General features: G+C 62.0%; 20 protein-coding genes and 1 tRNA gene. 12 read left to right on the forward strand and 9 right to left on the reverse strand.

Features of this window, described 5'->3' with window-relative positions:
* The first annotated feature begins 27 nt into the window (after positions 1-27).
* The 6 genes from AC1DCM_RS20675 to AC1DCM_RS20700 all read left to right on the forward strand — a co-directional run bounded on the left by AC1DCM_RS20675 (position 28) and on the right by AC1DCM_RS20700 (position 5,627).
* Positions 28-711 carry a DUF501 domain-containing protein gene (locus AC1DCM_RS20675; RefSeq protein WP_477519523.1) on the forward strand — a complete coding sequence of 228 codons (684 nt, stop codon included), beginning with the start codon at positions 28-30 and terminating at the stop codon, positions 709-711.
* Positions 708-1,664, forward strand: a complete 957-nt coding sequence (locus AC1DCM_RS20680; RefSeq protein ID WP_477519524.1) for a Ppx/GppA phosphatase family protein — start codon at positions 708-710, stop codon at positions 1,662-1,664. Before AC1DCM_RS20675 ends, AC1DCM_RS20680 begins: the two co-directional genes overlap by 4 nt.
* Positions 1,661-3,034, forward strand: a complete 1,374-nt coding sequence (locus AC1DCM_RS20685; RefSeq protein WP_477519525.1) for a S8 family serine peptidase — start codon at positions 1,661-1,663, stop codon at positions 3,032-3,034. The genes AC1DCM_RS20680 and AC1DCM_RS20685 overlap by 4 nt, the downstream gene beginning before the upstream one ends.
* A gap of 38 nt (positions 3,035-3,072) precedes the next feature.
* Positions 3,073-4,530 (forward strand): NAD(P)/FAD-dependent oxidoreductase, encoded by a 1,458-nt coding sequence (locus AC1DCM_RS20690; protein ID WP_477519526.1) that lies wholly within the window; start codon positions 3,073-3,075, stop codon positions 4,528-4,530.
* 64 nt (positions 4,531-4,594) lie between these two features.
* Positions 4,595-5,515 (forward strand): N-acetyltransferase, encoded by a 921-nt coding sequence (locus AC1DCM_RS20695; protein WP_477519527.1) that lies wholly within the window; start codon positions 4,595-4,597, stop codon positions 5,513-5,515.
* Between the two features lie 38 nt (positions 5,516-5,553).
* Positions 5,554-5,627: transfer RNA gene (locus AC1DCM_RS20700), tRNA-Leu, on the forward strand.
* A 456-nt stretch (positions 5,628-6,083) separates the two neighbouring features.
* On the opposite strand, the gene AC1DCM_RS20705 is transcribed toward AC1DCM_RS20700, so the two are convergent.
* Positions 6,084-6,401 (reverse strand): DUF6221 family protein, encoded by a 318-nt coding sequence (locus AC1DCM_RS20705; protein ID WP_477519528.1) that lies wholly within the window; start codon positions 6,399-6,401, stop codon positions 6,084-6,086.
* Between the two features lie 33 nt (positions 6,402-6,434).
* Here AC1DCM_RS20705 and AC1DCM_RS20710 point away from each other — a divergent pair, with 33 nt between their 5' ends.
* Positions 6,435-6,728 carry a hypothetical protein gene (locus tag AC1DCM_RS20710; RefSeq protein ID WP_477519529.1) on the forward strand — a complete coding sequence of 98 codons (294 nt, stop codon included), beginning with the start codon at positions 6,435-6,437 and terminating at the stop codon, positions 6,726-6,728.
* A 165-nt stretch (positions 6,729-6,893) separates the two neighbouring features.
* Here AC1DCM_RS20710 and AC1DCM_RS20715 read toward each other — a convergent pair whose 3' ends face one another.
* Positions 6,894-7,796 carry a hypothetical protein gene (locus AC1DCM_RS20715; protein WP_477519530.1) on the reverse strand — a complete coding sequence of 301 codons (903 nt, stop codon included), beginning with the start codon at positions 7,794-7,796 and terminating at the stop codon, positions 6,894-6,896.
* 226 nt (positions 7,797-8,022) lie between these two features.
* Between AC1DCM_RS20715 and AC1DCM_RS20720 the strand changes: the two genes are divergently transcribed.
* Positions 8,023-8,622, forward strand: a complete 600-nt coding sequence (locus AC1DCM_RS20720) for a hypothetical protein (protein ID WP_477519531.1) — start codon at positions 8,023-8,025, stop codon at positions 8,620-8,622.
* Positions 8,623-9,025: 403 nt separating this feature from the next.
* Complete coding sequence (locus AC1DCM_RS20725; RefSeq protein WP_477519532.1) at positions 9,026-10,381, forward strand: ABC transporter substrate-binding protein; 1,356 nt, start codon at positions 9,026-9,028, stop codon at positions 10,379-10,381.
* Between the two features lie 190 nt (positions 10,382-10,571).
* Here AC1DCM_RS20725 and AC1DCM_RS20730 read toward each other — a convergent pair whose 3' ends face one another.
* From AC1DCM_RS20730 to AC1DCM_RS20745, 4 genes are read right to left on the reverse strand one after another with little or no spacing between them, the layout of a single operon-like run.
* Positions 10,572-11,342: an ABC transporter ATP-binding protein gene (locus AC1DCM_RS20730; protein ID WP_431119032.1), complete on the reverse strand. Its 771-nt coding sequence runs from the start codon at positions 11,340-11,342 to the stop codon at positions 10,572-10,574.
* Entirely contained in the window at positions 11,339-12,403 is a 1,065-nt protein-coding gene (locus AC1DCM_RS20735; RefSeq protein ID WP_477519533.1) for an ABC transporter ATP-binding protein, read from the reverse strand. Before AC1DCM_RS20735 ends, AC1DCM_RS20730 begins: the two co-directional genes overlap by 4 nt.
* A complete protein-coding gene (locus AC1DCM_RS20740; RefSeq protein WP_477519534.1) occupies positions 12,400-13,368 on the reverse strand; it encodes a branched-chain amino acid ABC transporter permease in 969 nt (322 codons plus the stop codon). The genes AC1DCM_RS20735 and AC1DCM_RS20740 overlap by 4 nt, the downstream gene beginning before the upstream one ends.
* A gap of 9 nt (positions 13,369-13,377) precedes the next feature.
* Complete coding sequence (locus tag AC1DCM_RS20745) at positions 13,378-14,775, reverse strand: branched-chain amino acid ABC transporter permease (RefSeq protein WP_477519535.1); 1,398 nt, start codon at positions 14,773-14,775, stop codon at positions 13,378-13,380.
* A 277-nt stretch (positions 14,776-15,052) separates the two neighbouring features.
* Here AC1DCM_RS20745 and AC1DCM_RS20750 point away from each other — a divergent pair, with 277 nt between their 5' ends.
* On the forward strand, positions 15,053-15,976 hold the full coding sequence (locus AC1DCM_RS20750) for a Bax inhibitor-1/YccA family protein (RefSeq protein ID WP_477519536.1): 924 nt from the start codon (positions 15,053-15,055) through the stop codon (positions 15,974-15,976).
* Positions 15,977-16,073: 97 nt separating this feature from the next.
* Here the strand turns inward: AC1DCM_RS20750 and AC1DCM_RS20755 are convergent, their stop codons facing one another.
* Genes AC1DCM_RS20755 through galT form a run of 3 tightly spaced genes read right to left on the reverse strand, consistent with a single transcriptional unit; the run spans position 16,074 to position 19,683 of the window.
* Positions 16,074-17,312 (reverse strand): acetyl-CoA C-acetyltransferase, encoded by a 1,239-nt coding sequence (locus AC1DCM_RS20755; protein ID WP_477519537.1) that lies wholly within the window; start codon positions 17,310-17,312, stop codon positions 16,074-16,076.
* A 53-nt stretch (positions 17,313-17,365) separates the two neighbouring features.
* Positions 17,366-18,526 (reverse strand): galactokinase, encoded by a 1,161-nt coding sequence (gene galK / locus AC1DCM_RS20760; RefSeq protein WP_477519538.1) that lies wholly within the window; start codon positions 18,524-18,526, stop codon positions 17,366-17,368.
* The gene (galT, locus tag AC1DCM_RS20765) at positions 18,523-19,683 is read right to left on the reverse strand and encodes a galactose-1-phosphate uridylyltransferase (RefSeq protein WP_477519539.1); all 1,161 of its coding nucleotides are present in this window, start codon (positions 19,681-19,683) and stop codon (positions 18,523-18,525) included. The genes galK and galT overlap by 4 nt, the downstream gene beginning before the upstream one ends.
* Positions 19,684-19,766: 83 nt before the next feature.
* Here galT and AC1DCM_RS20770 point away from each other — a divergent pair, with 83 nt between their 5' ends.
* Together AC1DCM_RS20770 and AC1DCM_RS20775 are read left to right on the forward strand one after the other, a co-directional pair.
* On the forward strand, positions 19,767-20,735 hold the full coding sequence (locus AC1DCM_RS20770) for an aldose 1-epimerase family protein (protein WP_477519540.1): 969 nt from the start codon (positions 19,767-19,769) through the stop codon (positions 20,733-20,735).
* A gap of 55 nt (positions 20,736-20,790) precedes the next feature.
* Positions 20,791-22,071: an AI-2E family transporter gene (locus tag AC1DCM_RS20775; protein WP_477519541.1), complete on the forward strand. Its 1,281-nt coding sequence runs from the start codon at positions 20,791-20,793 to the stop codon at positions 22,069-22,071.

A 22,071-nucleotide genomic window follows, 5' to 3' on the forward strand; every position in this document is an offset into this window, starting at 1 on the left:
AAAAGGGCAGGAAGGTTGGCAGCGCAAGTGGAAGAGAACACGGCAGCCGTGCCGCAGGAATCCCGCCAGCCATCAGCACACGATCTCGATGTCCTTAGCCGCCAGCTCGGCAGGCCGGTGCGGGACGTCGTGGAGATTCCCGCGCGCTGTGTATGCGGGAATCCGCTCGTCGCGGCCACTGCGCCCCGGCTCAGCAACGGGACTCCGTTTCCCACCACGTTCTACCTGACCCACCCGGTCATTACGTCCGCGGTGTCGCGGCTGGAAGCGGGCGGGTTGATGAACGAGATGAATGACAGGCTCACTGCGGATCAGGAACTTGCGGTGGCGTATCACGGCGCCCACGAGGCCTACCTGCAGGCACGCAACGAGATCGCTGGACGCTCCGGGACGGGGGCCGTGCCGGAAATCGATGGGATCTCCGCTGGCGGCATGCCCACCCGCGTCAAGTGCTTGCACGTCCTGGTTGGACACTCCCTGGCTGCTGGTCCCGGGGTCAACCCGCTGGGTGATGAAGCGTTGGACGCCATCGCAGAGTGGTGGACCAAGGACCGTTGCTACTGCGATGGCGCCTGGGACACTGCAGGCGAGGCTCCTTCCAGGGATCTGAGCCGTCACGGTCCTCAAGGTCTGCCTGACATCGTGGGTCGCCCGGCGCCGGTCCGTAAGCCCAAGGCCGAGTCCGGCAGCGAATTGGTGGAGGACGCATGAGCCGCGTCGCCGCCATTGACTGCGGAACCAACTCCATCCGCCTCCTCATTGCCGACGCCTCGGCGGACGGGGCGCCCGGGCCGCTGACCGACGTCGTGCGTGAAATGCGCGTGGTGCGGCTGGGACAAGGTGTGGATGCTACCGGAGAACTTGCTCCCGAGGCCTTGGAACGCACCTTCTCAGCCACAGCGGACTATGCAGGACTTATCCGTGAACACGGTGCCGCGCGCGTGCGCTTTGCCGCCACCTCGGCCACCCGCGACGCCCGGAACCGCCAGGTTTTCGTTGATGGAATCCGGGAGCTTCTTGGCGTGGAGCCTGAAGTTATCTCGGGTGATGAGGAAGCTGCGCTGTCCTTCGCAGGTGCAAGCAGCGTTTTGCCCGTTACCGGCGATGACGCGGTGCTGGTGGTTGACCTTGGTGGCGGCAGCACCGAATTCGTCCTCGGCGACGCCAGCGGCGTGATTGCCGCGCGTTCTGTGGACATCGGCTGTGTTCGGCTGACGGAACGCCACCTTCGCAGCGACCCGCCTACTGCGGCGCAGATTGCAGCAGCAGAGGCCGACGTCGACGCCGCACTTGACCTTGCCGCGCAGACCGTTCCGCTGGACCGTGCCACAGCCGTGGTTGGCGTTGCGGGTTCCATCACCACCATCACTGCGCACGCCCTGGGCCTGAGCGAGTACCAGCCTGACCGGATCCACGGTGCCTACCTGGACATTGAAACCATCAGCGATGCGTGCACCAGCCTGCTGGAAATGACCCGCGACGAACGGGCGGTTCTTCCCTACATGCATCCAGGCCGCGTGGACGTCATTGGGGCTGGAGCCCTGGTGTGGCGGCGCATCCTGGAAAGGCTTGCCGCCGTGGGCAACGGCGCCATCAGCGGTGCCATTTCAAGCGAACACGACATCCTGGATGGGATTGCCCTGAGTATCCGGGACTCCGCATGACCCTGCGATGCCACCGCCTGCTTTCTGCTGCCCTGGCCACGATGCTGGCCGGGGGAGCGCTGGCCGGTGCACTGTTGACTGCGCCGGCAGCGATGGCGGACGCCTGGCGGGACAAGGAGTTCTGGCTCAAGGAATCGGGAATCACGAATGCCTGGCAGGTCTCCAAGGGAGCCGGCGTCAAGGTAGCCATCATCGATAGCGGCATTGACGGGAACCACCCTGACCTCAAGGGCGTCGTGGTGGGTGGAACGGACGTTTCCGGAGCTGGCGCGCCCAACGGACAGAAGAGCATCGGCGCCAAAACGGAGCACGGGACACTCGTGGCCACCATGCTGGCCGGGCGCGGACACACCACGCCCACAGCTTCCCCTTCGCCCTCAGCCTCGCCCACCGTTCCTCCCGCTGGGGGACCGGACGGAATTGTCGGCGTCGCGCCTGAAGCTGAGATCCTGGCGGTGTCCACCTGGCTGGGTTCACCGAACCCCGGAGGCAAGACGGACCAGGAGCAGATTCCCGATGCGGTGCGCTGGGCCGTGGACAATGGAGCAAAGGTCATCAATATTTCCCTGGGCAGCACCTCGCCGGTCTGGCCGCAAAGTTGGGATGCGGCCTTCCTGTATGCCGAGCAAAAGGATGTGGTGATCGTCGCCGCCGCGGGCAACCGGGTGGGTGGCAACGTTCAAGTCGGAGCTCCCGCCACCATCCCCGGTGTGCTCACCGTGGCAGGGCTCGACGGCGATGGCCGGGCCAGCGTCGACTCCTCCTCGCAGGGGATCAGCATCGGCGTTGCAGCACCGGCAGAAAACCTCCTTGGCGGGATGCCCGGAGGCGGATACGCCGAATGGGCTGGAACTTCCGGGTCCGCGCCCATTGTTTCCGGCGTGGCGGCACTCATCAGGTCCAAGTGGCCGGAGATGAGTGCAAAGCAGGTCATCAACAGGATTGTGAGCACGGCCAAGGACGCCGGCGCCCCTGGCAAGGACCCGCTTTACGGCTACGGTGTGCTCAACGCAGAGGCAGCTCTAAAGGATGAGGTAGAGACCACAAGCACCAACCCGCTCGGTTCGATCGCGGATTGGATTCGTGTCCACCGGCGGGGCGACTTCAGCACCCCGTCCCAGGCGCCCGTGGCCAGTCCTACCAGCGCGCCACCTACCTTGGCAGATCCGACTGTTCCAGTTGCCGCCACTCCGGCGCACGTGGACGACGCGCTTCCGGCCGCCGTCGTACTCGGCTTCGGCGGCATCTTCGCGGTGATCCTTGTGGGCGCATCCATTCAGCTGCGAAGGGTAGCGCGGCGGCCTTCGTCTACAGGGGAAGAGGCCGAAACGGGAACGCTGGAAGGGGTGGATCCACCCACCCGGAAGTAGCTAGTGAAGATTTTCACAAAGTGCTGTACTCTGGTTTCATGGCAACCACCCCAGAGCTCATTGACCGTCCCCGGGTTCTCGTCGTCGGCGGCGGCTACGTCGGCCTGTACGTAGCCCTTAAATTGCAGAAGAAGATCGCGAATGCAGGTGGCATCGTCACCGTCGTAGATCCACTGCCCTACATGACTTACCAGCCGTTCCTCCCTGAGGTCGCTGGAGGCAACATCGAGGCACGCCACGCCGTCGTCTCCCACCGTCAGCACCTCAAGCAGACCGAACTCATCCAGGGCCGCGTCACCAGCATCGACCACGCAAACCGCACCGCGGTTGTGGCGCCTGCCAATGGTGAAGCTCCCTTCGAGATTCCGTACTTCGACGTCGTCATCGCAGCTGGTGCCATCACGCGCACCTTCCCGATCAAGGGCCTCGCTGACAAGGGCATCGGCCTGAAGACCATCGAGGAAGCCGTAGCGCTTCGCAACAAGGTGCTGGAGCGCATTGAAGCCGCTTCCATCATGACGGACGCCGCAGAGCGCGCCAAGGCCCTCACCTTCGTGGTTGTCGGTGGCGGTTTTGCCGGCATCGAATGCCTCACCGAAATGGAAGACCTCGCCCGCGCCGCGGTCAAGAACAACCCGCGTGTCCGCCAGGAAGAGGTCCGCTTCATCCTCGTTGAGGCCATGGGCCGCATCATGCCCGAGGTCACCGCATCCCAGGCAGAGTGGGTCGTAGAGCACCTGCGCAGCCGCGATATCGAGGTCCTCCTTAACACCTCCCTGGACAGCGCAGAGGGCAACCTCAAGCTGATCAACCTCCCGGACAAGACGTCCGCCGGTGAAGTTGAGGCTGACACGCTCGTGTGGGCTGCCGGTGTGCAGGCCAACCCGATGATCCGCTCCACCGACTTCCCGCTGGAACCGCGCGGCCGTGTCCGCGTCCTCCCGGACCTCCGTATTGCCGGCGACGAAGGCATAGTGGAGAACGCTTGGGCAGCCGGCGATATCGCCGCTGTTCCGGACCTCACGGGCAAGGGCCTGCCGGACGGTACTTGCGTCCCGAACGCCCAGCACGCGCTCCGCCAGGCAAAGAAGCTCGCAAAGAACCTCTGGGCTTCCCGCTGGGACAAGCCGCTTCACGACTACAAGCACAAGAACCTTGGTGCCGTGGCCGGCTTCGGCGAGTGGAAGGGCGTTGCCAACATCAACCTGCTGGGCCGCATCGGCCTCAAGGGCGGCCTCGCCTGGCTGGCACACCGTGGCTACCACGGCATGGCGATGCCCACGGTTGAGCGTAAGTTCCGCGTGATCTTCGGCTGGATCCTGGCCTTCTTCGCTGGCCGCGACACCACGCAGCTGATTGACCTGGACAACCCGCGTGGCGCTTTCGTTGCAGCTGCCACCCCGGCCCCCAAGCCGGCTGCTGCACCTGCCCCCGCACCTGTTGTTGCGGAAAAGCCTGCCGAGGACAAGACTCCGGTATCGGCTGACGCCAAGTAGTACACGTCCGACGACGGCTGCTCCCCTAAGGGGTGTGGCCGTCGTCGTCGTTTAAGCTGTAGCCATGCCCGGCGAAACTGATCTGAAGACCCTTCTGGCGTCACTGCATCCTGTCATCAGGGAGGGTGACCACGTGTACGCCCTCTGGCCGCATGGCAAGCCGCTGGAAGGCGACATCGAGGCCGCCGTCCGGGAGGCCGAGGGTTTGACTGTGGTCCTGCGACGGGGTGAGGCGGACAGGCTTGGCCTTTCCTACGATTTCGTGGCCGCCTGGATCACGCTGCAGATCCATTCCGCGTTGGAAGCGGTAGGGCTGACCGCAGCCGTGAGCGCGGCATTGACGCATGCAGGCATCAGCTGCAACGTCCTCGCCGGCTTTCACCATGACCACTTGCTGGTCCCCGTAGCGGACGCCGACCGCGCGCTGAATGTGTTGCGTTTGCTGGCCCGAGGGGTGGTACTGCGGACTGAGCGGCCAGAAGACCGCCCTGAAATCCTGGAACTGACGGCACGCGCCTTCTCTATTTCTCCGATGACCGGTCAGCCGGCTGAGGGGACTCCCCTGGAAGTTGGTTTGCTGCAGCAGCTCTTCGAGTGCGATGAGTACATTCCAGAGTTGAGCATCGTAGCTGAGATCGGCGGGGACATCGTTGGCCACGCCATCAGCACCCGCGGCTGGATCGGCGACCTGGAACTTGTGGGGTTGGGTCCCATCGGCGTCCTTCCCCAGTTTCAGCGACGCGGCGTCGGCTCGGCCCTCATGCGTGAGTCCGCCGCGCGCGCCACGGCGGCAGGGGAGCCGGCCATAGCTTTGTTGGGCAGCCCCCTCTACTACCCGCGCTTTGGCTTCGTGCCAGCCACCTCCTTGGGGGTGGAACCGCCAGAGGCTTCCTGGGGAGATCACTTCCAGCTGCTGCCCCTGCCAGCATGGCCCGACGGCGTCTACGGCACCTTTCGCTACGCGGCGCCATTCGAGCGCGTGTAGCTGGGATGCCCGTCTAGCTGGGATACCATGGTGCGGGCGCCCCAATAGCCCAATTGGCAGAGGCAGCGGACTTAAAATCCGCGTGTTGTGGGTTCGAGTCCCACTTGGGGCACTGACGAAAAGGCCCTCGGTTCCCTTTGTTTGCAAGGGAACCGAGGGTGTTTGCGTTTAACTGGTTGGCCGCCAAGTGTTGGGCTTGGTTGCCATTTTGGTTGCCATTAGCTTTTTGGAGCGTGAAACCAGAGGTCCATGCTGCCGTCCGGCCAGTTGATTTCCCATACCTCGCCCCCGTAATCATCACGCTGTCCACGACGGTGCCAACTTGGCACTGCCCCTGCCCCCTGACGGGGCGCAGCTGGCAGCCCCCCAGGACCATCCACCGTTTCTGATCGGATCTCATCAACCATCACCCAACTCCCCTCGGTTAGAACTTCCAACGTATGTGACCGGGCAGACAAAAAGGCCCCGGCAGGAATGAATCCTGCCGGGGCCTTGATCTCTCCTACGACACGTTGTCGTTTTACTAATGGCTAGTGCAAAGCCACTTCCGTTACACATGCAAATCAGCCTACGCGCGCCACTCCGCGTCGTAGCCGGGATAGCGGGAATAGACCGATGCCATGGCCCTCAGCGTCGGGCACGGCCATTTGGCCGCAGGCCGCCCTAGTCCAAGATGCACGTTTCCCTGGTCGGTGCACGTCGCGCAGACCTTGTCCCAAGGGTCCTCGAACCGGTGTAGCCTCACGATGGCGCGCTTATCTTCACATTCCTTCAAGAGTCGGTTCTGCAGGACGTGTCCGATGGGCACGCCCAGCGATTCGGCGTTGCGGATGTTCTCCCCGTCTTCGGTGATGCAGGCTCTGAGGAACTCGGCGATGTCGGTCACGGACTAGATCTCCCACGCGCTCTCGTAGTCCGGGTGGTACCTGTAGACCAGAGCCATGACGGGCTGCTTGTCGCAGGGTTCGTTCGCCCGCTGGTGATCGCTGTCATTCAACAGTCCCGCTGGTCTCCTCGTCGGCAGTCCATCGTAGCGTTCTGCTTCTACGTGGTGGTTGCTGCGGTCACAGCATTGCTGGCCGGGATCTTCACCACAGCTGGCGTCATCGTTGCCATCCTGGTCATCTTTTGTCACGGCAGGCAACAGCTACAAACTGTTGTGGAAACCGACCGGCGTCGCCTCTGCGATTCAGGCAGCCACCCCGGTTGGTGAGAAGCAGGGCAGACACGAAGCAGGAACGCCGCCTGCAGGTTTCCATATCAACGGCGAAGGCAATCTCACCATCGATGGAACGGCCAAGATCATCGACGGCAAAACCCTGCTATAGCGAGAAGCCCCCATCCTCATTGTGAGGGTGGGGGACTTCCTGTGTTTGTCTTACGGGAGTTCTGCTTCACGGTTGTCAAGAGCGTTTTTGGCTGCGATCAGAAGTTCAGTCTCGTGGGCCCATTTTTCCAAGGATGCCAAGTTTCCGCGGCCCTCAACGAGGTCCTGAATCAAAGCTTCGCCGAGTTTCATATGCCCCCGATATCGGAGGAACGACTTAGGACCCACGTTCGACTCAAGGACACGCCTTGCAAACAGATCCATCAAGTTTTCCATCCGGAGGACAACACCTTCGTCCGGGTAAGTTTGAGTTATTGTTGGCGTCCCCACCCGCGATCCAGAATCCTCGGACTGTCCTCTGATTACGACGTCCAGCTTTCGTTCGATGTTCTCGACCATGCGGGCGAAGGCTTCTGCGGGGGTCCCCAGCTCCGATTCCGCTTTTTGGCGGTCCATTAGATCTCTGAAGGCAGTGGTTACAGGATTGAACATGTCCCGGAATCTCGAGTCTTCGGGCTCGTGCTCGGCCATCCTTCCTAGAGTCACGACCGCGGCTTCGACTTCCTCCCAGTCGAATCCATAGGTGATGACGCGCATGTCCTTGATATCGAAAGGCGGGCGGCCCTTGTCTCGCGTCATGGTGACGACCATCTTGCCCGCGGCGTGCGCGAGGGCGAGCTCGTACATCACGTTGGGATTCAGCCCGGTAATGTCTGCGACACAGAAATGCGAATCCAAGAGGCGCCGCAGCATGGCTTCCGTGATTGCATAGGGCGACACTTCCTCGTCTGCTCGCAGAATGACGTACTCCGGATCGGGCAGCGCCCGACGGACGATGTTGTTCAGGAAGCGGTCCGCGTTTTTTCTTTCAGGTGAGTCGGCTTCCCCAATTGGCGAGATAACGAAAACCTCTTTAGGGGTTGGCGCTTCCGCTTCCTGTGCTGACGTTGCCAAGTCGGGCCTCTCTAGTTCTCAGTGTTGGTTCGAATCACGATGGCCCTGCAGTCCTCGGGGATGAGAGTCCGGGCGTTTGCTAAGGCGCTCTCGTAGCCAGGCCCGACGGCGCTAACGCTGCCCTGCCCCGCTCGCCGTCGCTGTTCTCAATGGTCAGTGTTACTTCCACGCCCCTCATCATAGGATGACTGCGCTCGCATCATTTCGAAAACCCGGGGGAGTCACTATGGAACCAACGCAACGTCCACTCACGGCAGTCCTCGGAGAACCAGGGCAACGGGACTCCCAAGGGTTTGGTGGCAGCACCGTCGCAGCCACGCGGCCGATCACGATCACGGACGCCGAGGGCAAGGTCATCTACGAGAAGCGCACCGCTGACAACATCAAGTCCGCAGACAACCACGTCCGCAACGCCGGCTACCGAAGGATAGGGGAGTGGGCCAATGGCGAGGCTTCCGTGGAGCGGATCCCAGCCTCGGCCAAATGGAAGAAGGCAGGCATCGTCCTTGCCGTGCTGGCACTCGTTATCGCTGGCATCAGTACGTTCGTCGCCCGCTCCTATGCCAGGGCTCCAGAGGCGGCGCAGAGCAGCTGCCGCGAGGCCATTCAGGACAAACTCCCCTCGGGGTCGACGCCAAACTTCAAGAGCACGACGGTGAATAAAACATCGATCCAGAAGAACGGCGGATTCCTCTATCTGGTCACTGGTGAAATGCGCGCCTTGGACGTCGATGGGCAGGAACATGACAGCACTTACAAGTGCGAAAGCTACGTCGATAGCAGCGGTGGCGTCCACAAGGTGACAGCCGGTTGGACGTGGAAGTGACCGCGTGGTTTGGTTGCCATCTTGGTTGCCATTAGCGAAAACGTAGACGTATATAGGCGCACCTGCCCGCACTCAGCTTCCGCGTGATTCCGGGGTTTTTGCACCTACTCGCATGCCCTCGCAACACCTAGCCTCAGACTTAAAATCCGCGTGTTGTGGGTTCGAGTCCCACCTGGGGCACACATCGGAAGGGGAGGACGTTTCCTCCCCTTCCATTTGTCGGCCCTTCTTCAGAGACTTTTCCCAGCAGGCTCGTAGATTCCCCACAGGCAACGAGTGTTATAGGGATGTGACCTGAATCACTTATCTTCCCGGATCAATTGCACTAGTTTGAGTCTTAATCAGGAACACCTGAGTTATCGCATCAAAGGCAGTTCGCACCTTTCGATCGAGGAGACAACGAATGTTTGATCTTTCCCAAGCGGCGCCCCGAGCCGCCAAGCTTACAGCGCTTGGCATTGGGGTTGCCCTCCTGGCCACAGCTTGTGGTGGGTCCTCCACGCCGAGCCAGACCGGGTCCAGTTCCGCCGCCGCGGCAGGCATCTCCTGCCCGGCTCCGAGTGCAGGGGCGGGAGCCAGCAACAGCCAGGCTGCTACCAACACGGGACCCGTACCTCCCTCGACCACCGCTACCTCCACTCCTCTGAAACTTGGATCGCTTCTGCCGACAACGGGGTCGCTCGCGTTCCTCGGCCCACCCGAAGTTGCTGGCGTCAACCTCGGTATCAAGGAAGTCAATGATGCTGGCGGCGTTCTCGGCGCTCCCGTTTCGGTGGTGCACCGTGACTCTGGTGACACCAAGACCGACATCGCAACCCAGTCCACCACCGCCCTCCTGGGCCAGGGCGTGAGCGCCATTATTGGGGCGGCCTCGTCCGGTGTTTCCAAGACGGTCATCAACCAGATCACAGGCGCAGGTGTGCTTCAGTTCTCCCCGGCAAATACGTCGCCCGACTTCACAACATGGGATGACAAGGGCCTCTACTGGCGCACGGCACCCTCCGACGTCCTGCAGGGCAAGGTTCTCGGCAACTACATGGCCACCTGCGGCGCTCAGACCGTCGGCATGATCGTCCTCAACGACGCGTACGGAACCGGCTTGCAGAAGAACGTTAAGGCGGCCTTTGAAGCTGCCGGCGGCAAGGTGGTAGCCGAGGAACTGTTCAATACCGGCGACACCCAATTCAGCAGCCAGGTGGACAAGGTCATTGCGGCAAAGCCCGACGCCATTGTCCTGATCACATTTGATGAAGCCAAGAGCATTATTCCACTTGTCACAGGCAAGGGGGCAAAGCCCGGACAGCTGTTCCTGGTTGATGGCAACACCACCGACTACAGCAAGGACTTCCAACCGGGCACGCTCACTGGCGCTCACGGAACATTCCCTGGCACTTTCGCGGCCGAATCGTTCACCAAGTCACTTCTTAGTGTGGATCCGGCTTTGAAGGACTTCACGTACGGCGGTGAGTCTTACGATGCAGTAAACCTGATTGCTCTCGCCGCTGAGGAAGCCAAGAGCACCAAGGGCGCTGATATCGCAGCCAAGCTCAAGGACGTATCGCAGGGTGGCGAGAAGTGCAACAACTTCGCCAGCTGCGTCACGTTGCTTCGTAACGGCAAGGACATCGACTACGACGGCCAGTCGGGTCCAATCACGTTCTCGGATGCGGGTGACCCGACGGAAGCCTATATCGGCATCTATCAATACACCAACGAGAATAAGCTAATGCCCGTGAAGGCGGAGTTCGGCAAGCTCTAAGCCAAGGCCCGGCTAGACCGCAACACAGAACAGGTCCCCTTCCTCTCCAGGAAGGGGACCTGTTCTGTGTTGTCGGGCTCGGTGTGCGTGCTTGAGGGCGGGTTTGGGGAGCAGAGTGGGCCCGCAACGGGCAGGGAACGGCTGAGGGCCCTGGGTATACCCAGAGCCCTCCGTGCGTGTAAAGCGGCTGCTAGACCTCGTCGGCCAGCGTCCCCAAGTACAACTGGATGACCTTGGGGTCCTTCATGAGCTCGCGTCCAGTGCCTGTGTAGGCGTCCTTCCCTTGGTCCAGGACGTAACCGCGGTCGCAGATCTGCAGGCAACGGCGGGCGTTCTGTTCCACCATGATGACTGAGACGCCGGCGCGGTTGATCTCGTGGACCCGAAGGAAGGTCTCGTCCTGCTTGACGGGGGAGAGACCCGCCGAAGGCTCATCGAGCAGGAGCACTGCAGGATCCATCATGAGTGCCCGCCCCATGGCGACCATCTGGCGTTCACCGCCTGAGAGGGAACCGGCTCGCTGGGCACGTCGCTTGGCCAGTTCGGGGAAGAGGCTGGCAACGAAGTCGAAGCGCTCGGCGAACGCCTTGGGCCGCTGGAACATGCCCATCTGGAGGTTCTCTTCGATGGTGAGCGTGGCGAACACGTTGTTGGTCTGGGGGACAAAGCCGACGCCCTGGGTGACAAGCTTGTTGGCCTTCAATCCTGTGAGATCCTGACCCCGGACTATTACAGTGCCGGAGTGGACCTTGACCAGGCCGAACATGGCCTTCAGCAGGGTGGATTTACCGGCGCCGTTGGGTCCAATAATGCCGATCAATTCACCCTTGCGTGCCTCGATGGAGCAACCGTTGAGGATATTGACGCCAGGAATGTAGCCCGCCACCAGGTTGGTGACTTTGACGACCGAATCGCTGGCTGGGGCATCTGCCGAGGCGGGCATTGCGCTGGTGCTGCTCATTTCCCGTCCTCCTTCTTGGTTTCTACGATGTCGGACAGGATGCCTGCGTCTTCGGTTCCCACTACCGACTCTTCGTCGGCCTCAAGTTCTGCCTCGAGCACCTTGATGCCTTCTGCGTCGCCGAGGTCAACGTCGTGGTGCGCGCCAAGGTAAGCATCGATCACGGCGGGGTTCTTCATGACTTCCCCGGGAGGGCCTTCGGCCACGATCTTTCCTTCTGCCATGACTACTACCCAGTCTGCGATGTGGCGCACCATGTTCATATCGTGCTCCACGAACAGGACCGTCATGCCTTCAGCCTTGAGGTTTTTGATGTGGTCCAGGAGGGACTGGGTCAGTGCGGGGTTCACGCCGGCCATGGGCTCGTCGAGCATGACGAGCTTGGGCTTCACCATGAGGGATCGTGCCATCTCCAGGAGCTTACGCTGGCCGCCGGAGAGGGAAGCGGCGTAGTCATCCCTCTTGGTGTCCAGCTTGAACTTCTCCAAGAGCACGTGTGCCTGTGCCGTGATCTCCTTCTCCCGGCCACCCCACATGCCCTTGAACAGGGCTTTGGAAAGACGCTCGCCCGGCTGGTCCGCTGCACCGAGCCGCATGTTTTCCATGACTGTCAGCTTGCCCATGACCTTGGTCAGCTGGAATGTCCGCACCATGCCCATGCGGGCCACTTTGTAGGACGAGACGCCGGCAATACTGTTTCCTTCGAACTGCCACTTGCCCGTGTTTGGCGTGTCGAAGCCGGTGAGCAAGTTGAACAGGGTGGTCTTGCCGGCACCGTTTGGCCCGATCAATGCGGTGATCTTGTGGCGGGGGATCTCCAGGTATTCCACGTCCACGGCGTTGATGCCGCCGAAGGAGCGGGTGACGTTTTCGGCCACGACGATCGGATCGCGCTTCTTGCAGCCAGGGGTATTTTCCCCGACCGCAATGGGGCGCGAATCGGTCATGTAGTCGATGCCTGTCTCGTCGCTTGGGATGGCGCGGTGGGCTGAGCCACCAGTGCCGGAAGGGGTAACCGGGTTGGTTGGGTTGTTGCTGCTTGGTTCGTTGGTCTCACTCATGCGAAAGCAAGCTCCTTCTTATTGCCGAAGACGCCTTGCGGGCGGAAGATCATCAGGAGCATCAGTGCCACACCAACAAGGATGTAGCGCAGCTGGCCGGCCTGAACGGTGGTCAGCCAGGTGACGACTCCGGATTCGATGAGCCCATAAAGCAGGCTCTGCGTCAGCGAGAGCACTACCCAGAAGATCATGGCTCCGATCACCGGGCCCAGGACGGTGGCCATGCCACCGAGCAGGAGGCAGGTCCAAAGGAAGAACGTGAGCTCAGTGCCGTAGTTGGAGGGCTGGACGGCGCCGCGGGGGAGGGTGAAGATCATGCCGGCGAGGGCGCCCAGGATGCCACCAATAATGAGGGCCTGCATCTTGTAGGAATAGACATTCTTGCCGAGTGACCGCACCGCGTTCTCATCCTCGCGGATGCCCTTCAGGACGCGCCCCCAAGGGCTGCGCATCAGCAGCCAGACCAGCAGGCAGCAGATAATGACCAGGCCCCAACCCACAACCCGGATAAAGAAGTCACGGTTGTTCATTCCCATGTAGGACCCCTCAGGGAAGGGATTCATGGAGTAGAAGCCACCCTCGAATGCGGCCAGGCCGTTTGCCGAACCCGTGACGCTGGTGAGTTGGTTGGTAGTGACGACGTAGCGCACAATTTCCGCTGCTGCGATAGTGACGATAGCGAGGTAGTCCGCCCGCAGGCGCAGTGTTGGAATACCCAGGATGAACGCGAAGATTACCGAACACAGGACCGCGATAAGCAGGCCGATGAAGAACGGAGTTTTGAAAGTCAACGTGGAGATGGCGAAGCCGTAGGCGCCCACTGCCATGAAACCGGCCTGACCGAAGTTCAACAGGCCTGAGTAGCCGAAGTGTACGGCCAGGCCCAAAGCGGCAAGCGCGTAGGCCGCCGTCGTCGGGCTGAACAATTCGCCAAGGGCGCTGGAAAGAATAAATCCGAAGTCCATGGCCCGCTCCTAACCCACACGCTCACGCCGGCCGAGGATACCCTGCGGTCGGAACAGAAGAACAACAATCATGATGAACAAAGCGCCAACGTACTTGAGGTCGGCAGGGAGGCCAAAGACCGTGGTCAGCTCCACGAAGATTCCGACGACGATGGAGCCGAGCAGGGCGCCGAAGACGGTGCCCAGGCCACCGAGCGTCACGCCGGCGAAGATGAGCAGCAGGATTTGCGAGCCCATGTCGAACGTCACCCCGGGCCGGTAGTAGGCCCACAGGATGCCGCCGAGGGAAGCCAGGACGCCGCCAACGATCCATACGAGCCGGATGACCGAGTCGACGTCGATGCCCGAAGCCGCGGCCAGAGCCGGGTTGTCGGCCACCGCACGGGTTGCCTTACCAAGACGGGTCTTCAGCAGGACTATGCCGATCATGGCAATCACCACGGCACTGATCAACAGGGACCAGAGGTTGTTCGGAGAGATGGAAATGGGCCCGATCTGGACCTCGGCGCTTTGGGCTCCGGGCAGCTGTTGGGTGGCGCCGCCGAAGAAGAACTGGATGACGTAGCGGATAGCCAGGGCAAGGCCGATGCTGACAATCATCATGGGCACCAGGCCCGAGCCGCGCCGCCGCAAAGGCCGCCAGAGCCCGGCATCCTGGACATACCCGAAGAGCCCGCCGCCGATCAGCGACAGCAGGATGGCCAGCCAGAACGGCAACCCAAAACTGTTGAGCATGAAGACGAGCACGGCACCCATGGTCACCATCTCGCCGTGGGCGAAGTTGGTAAGGCCTGTGGTGCCGAAGATAAGGGACAGGCCGACGGAGGCAAGTGCCAGCAGCAGGCCGAAGCTCAGCCCGGCAACCAGGCGGTTGAGGAGGTTTTGGCCGAAGTCTTGTTGCTGGACGACGATGCCCTTACCGAAGGCGAAGATGACTGACAGGTTGGACGTCTGGCTGAAGGTGACATCGCGGGGGTTCTCCTGACCATCGGCAAGTTTGATGCCTTGGGGCAAGGTGGAGGTATCCAGCTCAACTCTGTACGTGCCTTGTGTGGGGACGCCTATGTTCCAGGCGCCGTTGGCTCCGGAAGTTGCTTCGCCCTCAAACCCGTTGCCCGAGGCCTTGATCTTCACGCCCGGTATGGGAGCACGGGCATCATCGCGGAGGAAGCCGCTGATATTGTCTTGGAAATTCGTTGGGGATGGCGAAGGCGAGGGGGTGGTTGCCTCCGCCGCGGGGGCGGCGATCAACAGAGTGGCAATGAGGGCTGCGAAGAACGCCCCCACGGCTCTCTGCAGTCCCTTGGACCGTCTCATGGACGGGTCGCGCAGTGTGCTTCTCAAAATGGAAACCTCCACAGTGGGGGTGGTCCCGGCTGCGCCATTGCAGCCGGTGCGAACGGTCATGGGGCTTGTGAACAGTTCTTGCCTAGCTGCCTCGATTGTGATCTAAGTCACCCATGTGTGGCCTATGTTACCGCTCAGTGCGGCTAAAAAATGCACAGCATAGAGGTCGGAAGATAGCGATCGGATAACAACTGTGAAGCTATAGGCAACAAGAATCTCCCACATTCGTGTCACGGTTGAGTTTCGTCTGGGTGAACAAGGGAACTTTCCCTGCCCTGGGCGCGTGGTAATTGGTACCGTGAATTATCACTTAGCCCTTTTCAGGAGGACACCCGCAATGGCACTTGGCGGAAACCCTATCTTCAACGGAAAGAATTTCCGTGGAGCCAAACAGGCACCGCCTGTTCCGCAAAATCCGTATTCCAACCAGTACGGCCAGCAGTTTAGCCAAGCACCTGGTCGCGCGCCTGGGCAGGTCCTCGACGCCGGGTCCGCTTGGTCCGCTTCGCAGCAGAACATGACCAACGAACAACTGCAGCAGATGTACAACCAGCCTGCAGCAGGACCTGCCGACACCGGCCGGATGACCTACGACGACGTCATCATGAAGACCGTCGCCTGCCTTGTTGCCTTGGTCGTCGGCGCGGGCATCACGCTCTTTGTAGCACCGGCCCTGTCGAGCATGCTGATGATCGTCGGCGCGCTCGGGGGATTCGTCCTTGCCCTGGTCAATACCTTCAAGAAGCAGCCTTCGCCGGCACTGATTCTGGCATATGCGGGCCTTGAGGGACTCTTCCTCGGTGGCCTGACCCGGATACTTGACGGAATGTTCCCCGGCGTCGGCCTCCAGGCGGTCATCGGTACCTTGGCAGTCTTCGGCGTCACGCTGCTGCTCTTCAAGAGCGGCAAGGTCCGCGCCACGCCCAAGATGGTGCGCTTCTTCATGATCGCCACCATCGGCTACGCGGTCTTTGCCCTGATCAACCTCGTCATGATGTGGACCGGCGCGGTCCAGGAACCATTTGGCCTGCGCACGAGTATCACGATTGCAGGCATCCCGCTGGGTGTCTTCATTGGCATCCTGGCGATTGGCCTGGCAGCCTTCTCGCTCATCATGGACTTCACCAGCATCGAAGCAGGCGTCCGTGCCGGCGCACCTGAGCGCTACTCCTGGATCGCTGCCTTCGGCCTGACCGTCACGCTGGTTTGGCTCTACGTCGAAATCATCCGGCTTCTGGCGATTTTGCGCGGCGACGACTAAGTCCGCCCAGGTTCAAGAAAAATGCCCCCGAATTACTTCGGGGGCATTTTTCTTTAAACGGGGACCTGGCTAAAACAGTGGCGTGGCCCAGCACACCTCAACTCAGGCGTTCGAAAACTACAGCCATTCCCTGGCCGCCTCCAACGCATAACGTGGCCAGGCCAAGGGTTCCGTCGCGTTCCTTCAAACCATTGAGGAGCGTGGTGGTCATGCGCGCTCCGGTCATACCGAAGGGGTGCCCCAGGGCAATGGCGCCACCGTGCACGTTGAGCTTCTGTGGGTCGATGCCAAGTTCACGGGCGCTCGCAACAACTTGGACGGCAAAGGCTTCGTTGAGCTCCACGAGGTCGATGTCGTCAATCGTCAGTCCTGCCAGTGCCAACGCCCGCCGCGTTGACTCAACTGGTCCCATGCCCATGAGTTCGGGTGACAGGGCGGAAACGGCGGTGGAGACAACTCGTGCCAACGGTTGAAGTCCAAGTTCGCGCGCGCGCGCGTCACTCATGACCAGGACGGCGGCGGCGCCATCGTTCAGTGGGCACGCATTCCCCGCCGTCACTGTGCCTTGGGGCCGGAAGACGGGGTCCAGGGCGGATACAGCCTCCAACGTCACTCCCGCCCGCGGAGAGTCGTCCCGGTCAACTAGGGTGCCGTCCTTGCGCGTGTACGGTGTAATCTCTCGTGCGTAGAAACCCGAGGCAATGGCTGCTTCAGCGCGATTCTGGCTCAGCACGCCCCACTCGTCCTGCTCTGCCCGACTGATTCCATAGCTGGTGGCAACATTCTCGGCTGTCTGGCCCATGGCGATATAGATGTCAGGAAGCCTCCCGCCAAGCCGCGGATCCGTCCAGGGAATATTCGACGCCGCCCGGGCCGCTGTCCGCTGGGCTGCTGATTCGAAGAGTGGGTTGTGATTGCCGACGTCGGTCTGTCCGGCCCCTGCCCAATTCTGATACCTCGAGACGCTCTCCACCCCGCCCGAGATGATCGCGTTCGCTTCACCGGCCTTGATGGCGTGGAATGCCATGCGGAGCGTTTGCAGGCTGGACGCGCAGAATCGGTTGATGGTAGCCGCCGGTACTCGGTCCAGGCCTGCAAGGACAGCAACGACGCGGGCCATGTTGGAGCCCGCTTCGCCACTGGGTTCGGCACAGCCCAGAAGGAGGTCATCCAGGCCGCCTCCATCTTCGGCGGCAGGATCGAAACCCGGAACTTTCGCGAGTGCGGCCTGCACCATGGCGGTAGCAAGGTCGTCGGGGCGTTCGTCCTTGAGGGAGCCTTTGAAGGCCCGCCCAATTGGACTTCTGGCAGTGGAAACGATGACAGCCTCAGTCATGGCCCCAGCTTACGCCCGGCATCTGCAAGGAAGACGGGCGTAAGCCGGACAGGTCAGGCCAAGCGAAGTGCGCCTGCTGCTGGAGTCACGGTGAAGATGTCCGGTGCGGTGAAACCGCTCTCGGCGAAGGAACGCACGACGGCGTCACGCACCTGTTGCTCCTGGCCTACAGGGGTCAGGGCGATGGCGGAGCCGCCGAAACCCCCGCCCGTCATGCGGGCACCAATCGCGCCGTTGGCCCGGGAGGTCTCCACGGCGAGGTCGAGCTCGGGGCAGGAGATCTCGAAGTCGTCGCGCATGGACGCATGGCTGGCGTCCAACAAGGCGCCAATGCTGGCAGGGCCTTGGCTGGTGAGGATTTCCACGGTCTGGAGTACGCGGTCGTTTTCTGTGACCACGTGGCGGACCCTGCGAAGGGTTGTCTCATCCAGCAAGCCCGCGGCTTCCTCCAACGATTCCACGCCGACGTCGCGCAGTGCTTTGACGCCGAGGATTTCGGCACCCAACTCGCAGGAGGCGCGCCTGGAGGCGTAACCGCCGTCGGCGTGTGAATGCGACACCTTCGTGTCGATGACCAGCAGGACCAGGCCCGATGCCTCGGCGTCGAAGGGGACAAGGTCAACGTGCTGGTCCCGGCAATCCAGGAACACAGCATGACCCTTGGCTCCGCGCAGAGAAGCGGATTGATCCATGATGCCGGTGGGTGCGCCGACGAACACGTTCTCAGCACGCTGGGTGGCGAGCACCAAGTCCTCTGCGCCTAGACCTGCCCCCGTGAGGTCGTTGAGGGCAGAAATAACGGCACATTCAATCGCGTGGGAGGAGGAGAGGCCAGCGCCCAGCGGAACGTCCGAATCGAGCAGCAGGTCGAAGCCGGGCACGTCGATGCCACGCTCTTTCAAAGCCCAGGCAACGCCGAGGGGGTAGCGTGACCAGCCCTGGCCGGATCCAGGTTCCAGGCTTGAAAGGTCTGCTTCCACCAAGCCATGACCTCCGAACAGGGACAGCAGCCGCACCTTGGAGTCTGCACGGAGTCTGATGGCAACCTTGGCGGTCTTATCAATCGCGAACGGCAGGACGAAGCCCTCGTTGTAATCCGTGTGTTCGCCGATCAGGTTCACGCGCCCCGGTGCCTGCCACACGCCGTCGGGACTCGAACCAAAAGTTTCCTGGAAGCGGGCGGAGAGCACGCTGGTGTCAGTGGTGGTGGTCATGCTCGGGTGCCTTCCAGGGTGTCGGCCAACTGTGTGGCGTCGGTGGCTGCAGCGACGTCGCGGAGTCGCTCCGCCACAGCTTCCGGGGTGGTGTCATTGATGAACGCTCCCATGGCTGCTTCAGAGCCTGCCAGGTACTTGAGCTTATCGGCGGCGCGGCGCGGTGAGGTCAGCTGCAGGTGCAACTGCCCCGCCGGGCGCAGGATCGGGTCCAAGGGTGCCTGGTGCCACGCGGAGATGTACGGCATGGGGGTGGGGTAGAGCGCATCAAGCCGCTTCAGCAGGTCAAGGTAGACATGCGAGAGCTCGTCCCGTTCTTCGCCCGTCAGGGCCGCGAGGTCACGGACGCTGCGGTGGGGGACCAGGTGGATCTCCAAGGGCCAGCGTGCGGCGAAGGGCACGTAGGCGCTGAAGTGCTTGGCTTCCAGAACCATCCGGCTGCCATCCTCGCGTTCTGCCTTCAGGAGGGACGCGCCAAGAGTTTCTTTCGCGTCGACGTCGTCGTAGTACTTGCGGGCAACCGCGCCGAGGGTGGCCGCCCGGGGCGTGACGTAGGGGTAGGCGTAAATCTGGCCGTGGGGGTGGTGCAGGGTGACTCCGATATCGGCGCCCCGGTTCTCAAACGGGAAGACCTGCTTGATGCCGGGCAGGGCGCTCAATGCTTCTGTGCGCTGTGCCCAGGCTTCTATGACGGTGCGGGCGCGGGTCTCTCCCAATTCCGCGAAGGATCCTGTGTGCTGGGGAGTAAAGGCCACAACTTCGCAGCGACCGAAGGCAGGCCCGGTGACGCCGTGGCCGGCGAATCCATGACCCGGGATCTGCGGGATGTCGCCCAGCGCAGGTCCCAGTGAGGGGAATCTGTTTTCAAACACCACGACGTCATAGTCGGAGGCCGGAATTTCCGAGGGATTCGCCGCTGTCGTGGGGCAGATAGGGCACTGGTCGGCCGGGGGGAGATGGGTGCGGCTTTGGCGGTGGGCGGCCACTGCTACCCATTCGCCGGACACGGCGTCGTACCTGACCTCGCCGGGCTCGCCACGGGCCGGAAGCTCGCGGTGGTCCACCAGCGAGTCCGGTGTGCGCTCAGGAGTTCCGGGGTCATCAAAGTAGATCAACTCACGGTTGTCAGCGAGGCGGGTGCGGGTCATACGGCTCATGGGTCCATCATCCCACAAAGCAATCAAAAACGCATAGTTTCAAACAAAAGCTAACATCCCTGATTCGCTGCAAGCGGGACGGCATGCAGTACGGTATTGCCATGTCTGCCTCTTCCCCATCTGCCCAAAGCCCGCTCGAATCAGCACCCCGACGCTTCGCCACCGGCCGCCAATTCGAGCTTCGCCGGGACGGTGCGCTCGCCATCGTCACTGAACTCGCGGCAGGTCTTCGGCTGTACTCTCGCGGCGGCGTCCAACTCACCGAAACTTACGGTGACGCCGAGATTCCGCCAGGCGCCACGGGCATCACCCTCGCCCCGTGGGCCAACCGGGTGGAGGATGGTGTCTGGTATCTCAACGGCAAAAAGCAGCAGCTCGATATCACGGAGGTCTCACGCAACAACGCCAGTCACGGACTGCTCCGCAATGCCGGTTACGCCCTGGTGGACGAGTCTGAGTTCTCCGTGACCCTTGAAGCTACCGTCTTCCCACAGCATGGCTACCCCTTCCTTGTCCGTCACCTCGTTCAGTATGAGCTCGACGAAAACCTGGACCTTCGCGTCTCGCAGACGATGGTCAACGATTCACAAGATGCTGCTCCCGTCGTCCTTGGCGCCCACCCCTACCTGCGGCTGGGCGAGGTAACGCCAGAAGATTTGGTCCTGACGGTCAAGGCAGCCACCCGCCTGGTCGCGGACGAACGATTGATTCCACGCAGCACCGCTGCCGTGGAGGGAGATTTTGACCTTTCTTCAGGTCGCTCTGTGGGCGGCCTGGATATCGACGTCGCCTTGACGGACCTGACTTTCGACGGCGGCGTGGCCCGCCACACGTTGACGGCGCCGGATGGACGCAGCGTGTCACTTGAGCAAGACCAGAACTGCCAATATGTCCACGTGTTCGTCACGGACACCTTCCCTGGCCGATCAAAAGTAGTCGCCATAGAGCCCATGACCGGTCCAGCCAACGCCTTTAACAGCGGGGATGGTTTGCGTTGGCTTGCGCCAGGGGAGACGTTGACCATGACGTGGGGGATTACGGCCTCCCTCTAGGCGATGCGCGGCGGGCCGGTTTCCCATACGGGGCGGGCTGCGGAATTATGGGTTCATGACGCCAACACCTGACGCCAAATCACGTTCTGACCGACAAATTGCCCAAGACATTCCCTACGGAGTGCGCATTGCGGCTGCGTGGTCGTGGCGGCTGGGCCTGATCCTGCTGATGATCGGGGCCCTGGTCTGGTTGCTGGGCAAGGTCAGCTTCCTCATCATTCCGGTCATGGTCGCGGCGCTGCTGGCCGGACTCCTCTACCCAGTGGTGCTCTGGCTGCGCCAGCGGAATCTGCCCAACGGTGCGGCTGTGGCCATTACAGTGCTGGGTTTCATCGGGGTCATCGGGGGTGCCCTTGCGCTGGTCGGGAGGCAGTTGGTCTCAGGATTCGGGGAGCTTTGGACGGAGGCGCTGACGGGAATCCAGCAGATCCAGGACTGGCTCGCTGCCGGCCCCCTGCACCTGACGGCCGACCAAATTGACCAGTACATTTCAGACGGCGTCACGGCCCTGCAGGACAACAGCAGCACCATCCTCAGCGGTGCCCTGTCCTTTGGCAGCACGGCCGGACACTTTGCCGCCGGCCTGGTCCTGGCCCTGTTTATCCTGATCTTTTTCCTGCTGGAAGGCAGCCGCATATGGGCGTTCCTGGTACGGCTGCTGCCCAAGACAGCCCGGAGGGCCGCTGATGGTGCCGGACGCCGCGGCTGGACCTCCATGGTCAGCTATGTTCGGATCCAGATGTTCGTTGCCTTCGTGGACGCCGTGGGCATCGGAGCCGGTGCCGCGATCATCCAGGTTCCGCTCGCGCTTCCACTTGCGGTCCTGGTGTTCATTGGTTCGTTCATTCCCGTGGTGGGTGCGCTTGTTACCGGTGCGATCGCCGTCCTGCTGGCCCTTGTGGCGAACGGACCCGTGAATGCGCTGATCATGCTGGCAATCGTCCTGCTTGTCCAGCAGCTTGAAAGTCATATCCTGCAGCCGCTGGTTATGGGTAAGGCCGTAGCGCTTCATCCCGTGGCCGTCATCCTTTCAGTAGCTGCCGGATCATATCTCGCGGGCATCCCCGGAGCGCTGTTCGCAGTGCCGCTGCTCGCCGTAGTAAACACGGCGGTTCGCTACATTGCCGGCCGGACGTGGGAACATGATGAAGGATTGGGCGCGGCCGAGCTGCAGCCTGGAGCCGCGTCGTCGGAAGCTGATGGCGACTCCAACTTCAAGGAAGTCCACCTTCCGGGAGCCGGATCCCGCAGCGGCAGCAGCGCCGTCGGCAAAACCAAGACCGCAGATAACACCTCCGTCCAGGAGCCTGCAGTTGACACCAACAAAGGAGAATAG

The organism is Paenarthrobacter sp. 10N417, from assembly GCF_056394745.1.

Bases quoted from the DNA above. Each gene is read 5' to 3' on its own strand.
- galT (WP_477519539.1), bottom strand. From the start codon at position 19,683: ATGAGCCGTATGACCCGCACCCGCCTCGCTGACAACCGTGAGTTGATC.
- AC1DCM_RS20770 (WP_477519540.1), top strand. From the start codon at position 19,767: ATGCAGTACGGTATTGCCATGTCTGCCTCTTCCCCATCTGCCCAAAGC.
- AC1DCM_RS20690 (WP_477519526.1), top strand. From the start codon at position 3,073: ATGGCAACCACCCCAGAGCTCATTGACCGTCCCCGGGTTCTCGTCGTC.
- AC1DCM_RS20745 (WP_477519535.1), bottom strand. From the start codon at position 14,775: ATGACCGTTCGCACCGGCTGCAATGGCGCAGCCGGGACCACCCCCACT.
- AC1DCM_RS20735 (WP_477519533.1), bottom strand. From the start codon at position 12,403: ATGAGTGAGACCAACGAACCAAGCAGCAACAACCCAACCAACCCGGTT.
- AC1DCM_RS20740 (WP_477519534.1), bottom strand. From the start codon at position 13,368: ATGGACTTCGGATTTATTCTTTCCAGCGCCCTTGGCGAATTGTTCAGC.
- AC1DCM_RS20725 (WP_477519532.1), top strand. From the start codon at position 9,026: ATGTTTGATCTTTCCCAAGCGGCGCCCCGAGCCGCCAAGCTTACAGCG.
- AC1DCM_RS20685 (WP_477519525.1), top strand. From the start codon at position 1,661: ATGACCCTGCGATGCCACCGCCTGCTTTCTGCTGCCCTGGCCACGATG.
- AC1DCM_RS20750 (WP_477519536.1), top strand. From the start codon at position 15,053: ATGGCACTTGGCGGAAACCCTATCTTCAACGGAAAGAATTTCCGTGGA.
- AC1DCM_RS20695 (WP_477519527.1), top strand. From the start codon at position 4,595: ATGCCCGGCGAAACTGATCTGAAGACCCTTCTGGCGTCACTGCATCCT.
- galK (WP_477519538.1), bottom strand. From the start codon at position 18,526: ATGACCACCACCACTGACACCAGCGTGCTCTCCGCCCGCTTCCAGGAA.
- AC1DCM_RS20730 (WP_431119032.1), bottom strand. From the start codon at position 11,342: ATGAGCAGCACCAGCGCAATGCCCGCCTCGGCAGATGCCCCAGCCAGC.
- AC1DCM_RS20775 (WP_477519541.1), top strand. From the start codon at position 20,791: ATGACGCCAACACCTGACGCCAAATCACGTTCTGACCGACAAATTGCC.
- AC1DCM_RS20680 (WP_477519524.1), top strand. From the start codon at position 708: ATGAGCCGCGTCGCCGCCATTGACTGCGGAACCAACTCCATCCGCCTC.
- AC1DCM_RS20720 (WP_477519531.1), top strand. From the start codon at position 8,023: ATGGAACCAACGCAACGTCCACTCACGGCAGTCCTCGGAGAACCAGGG.
- AC1DCM_RS20755 (WP_477519537.1), bottom strand. From the start codon at position 17,312: ATGACTGAGGCTGTCATCGTTTCCACTGCCAGAAGTCCAATTGGGCGG.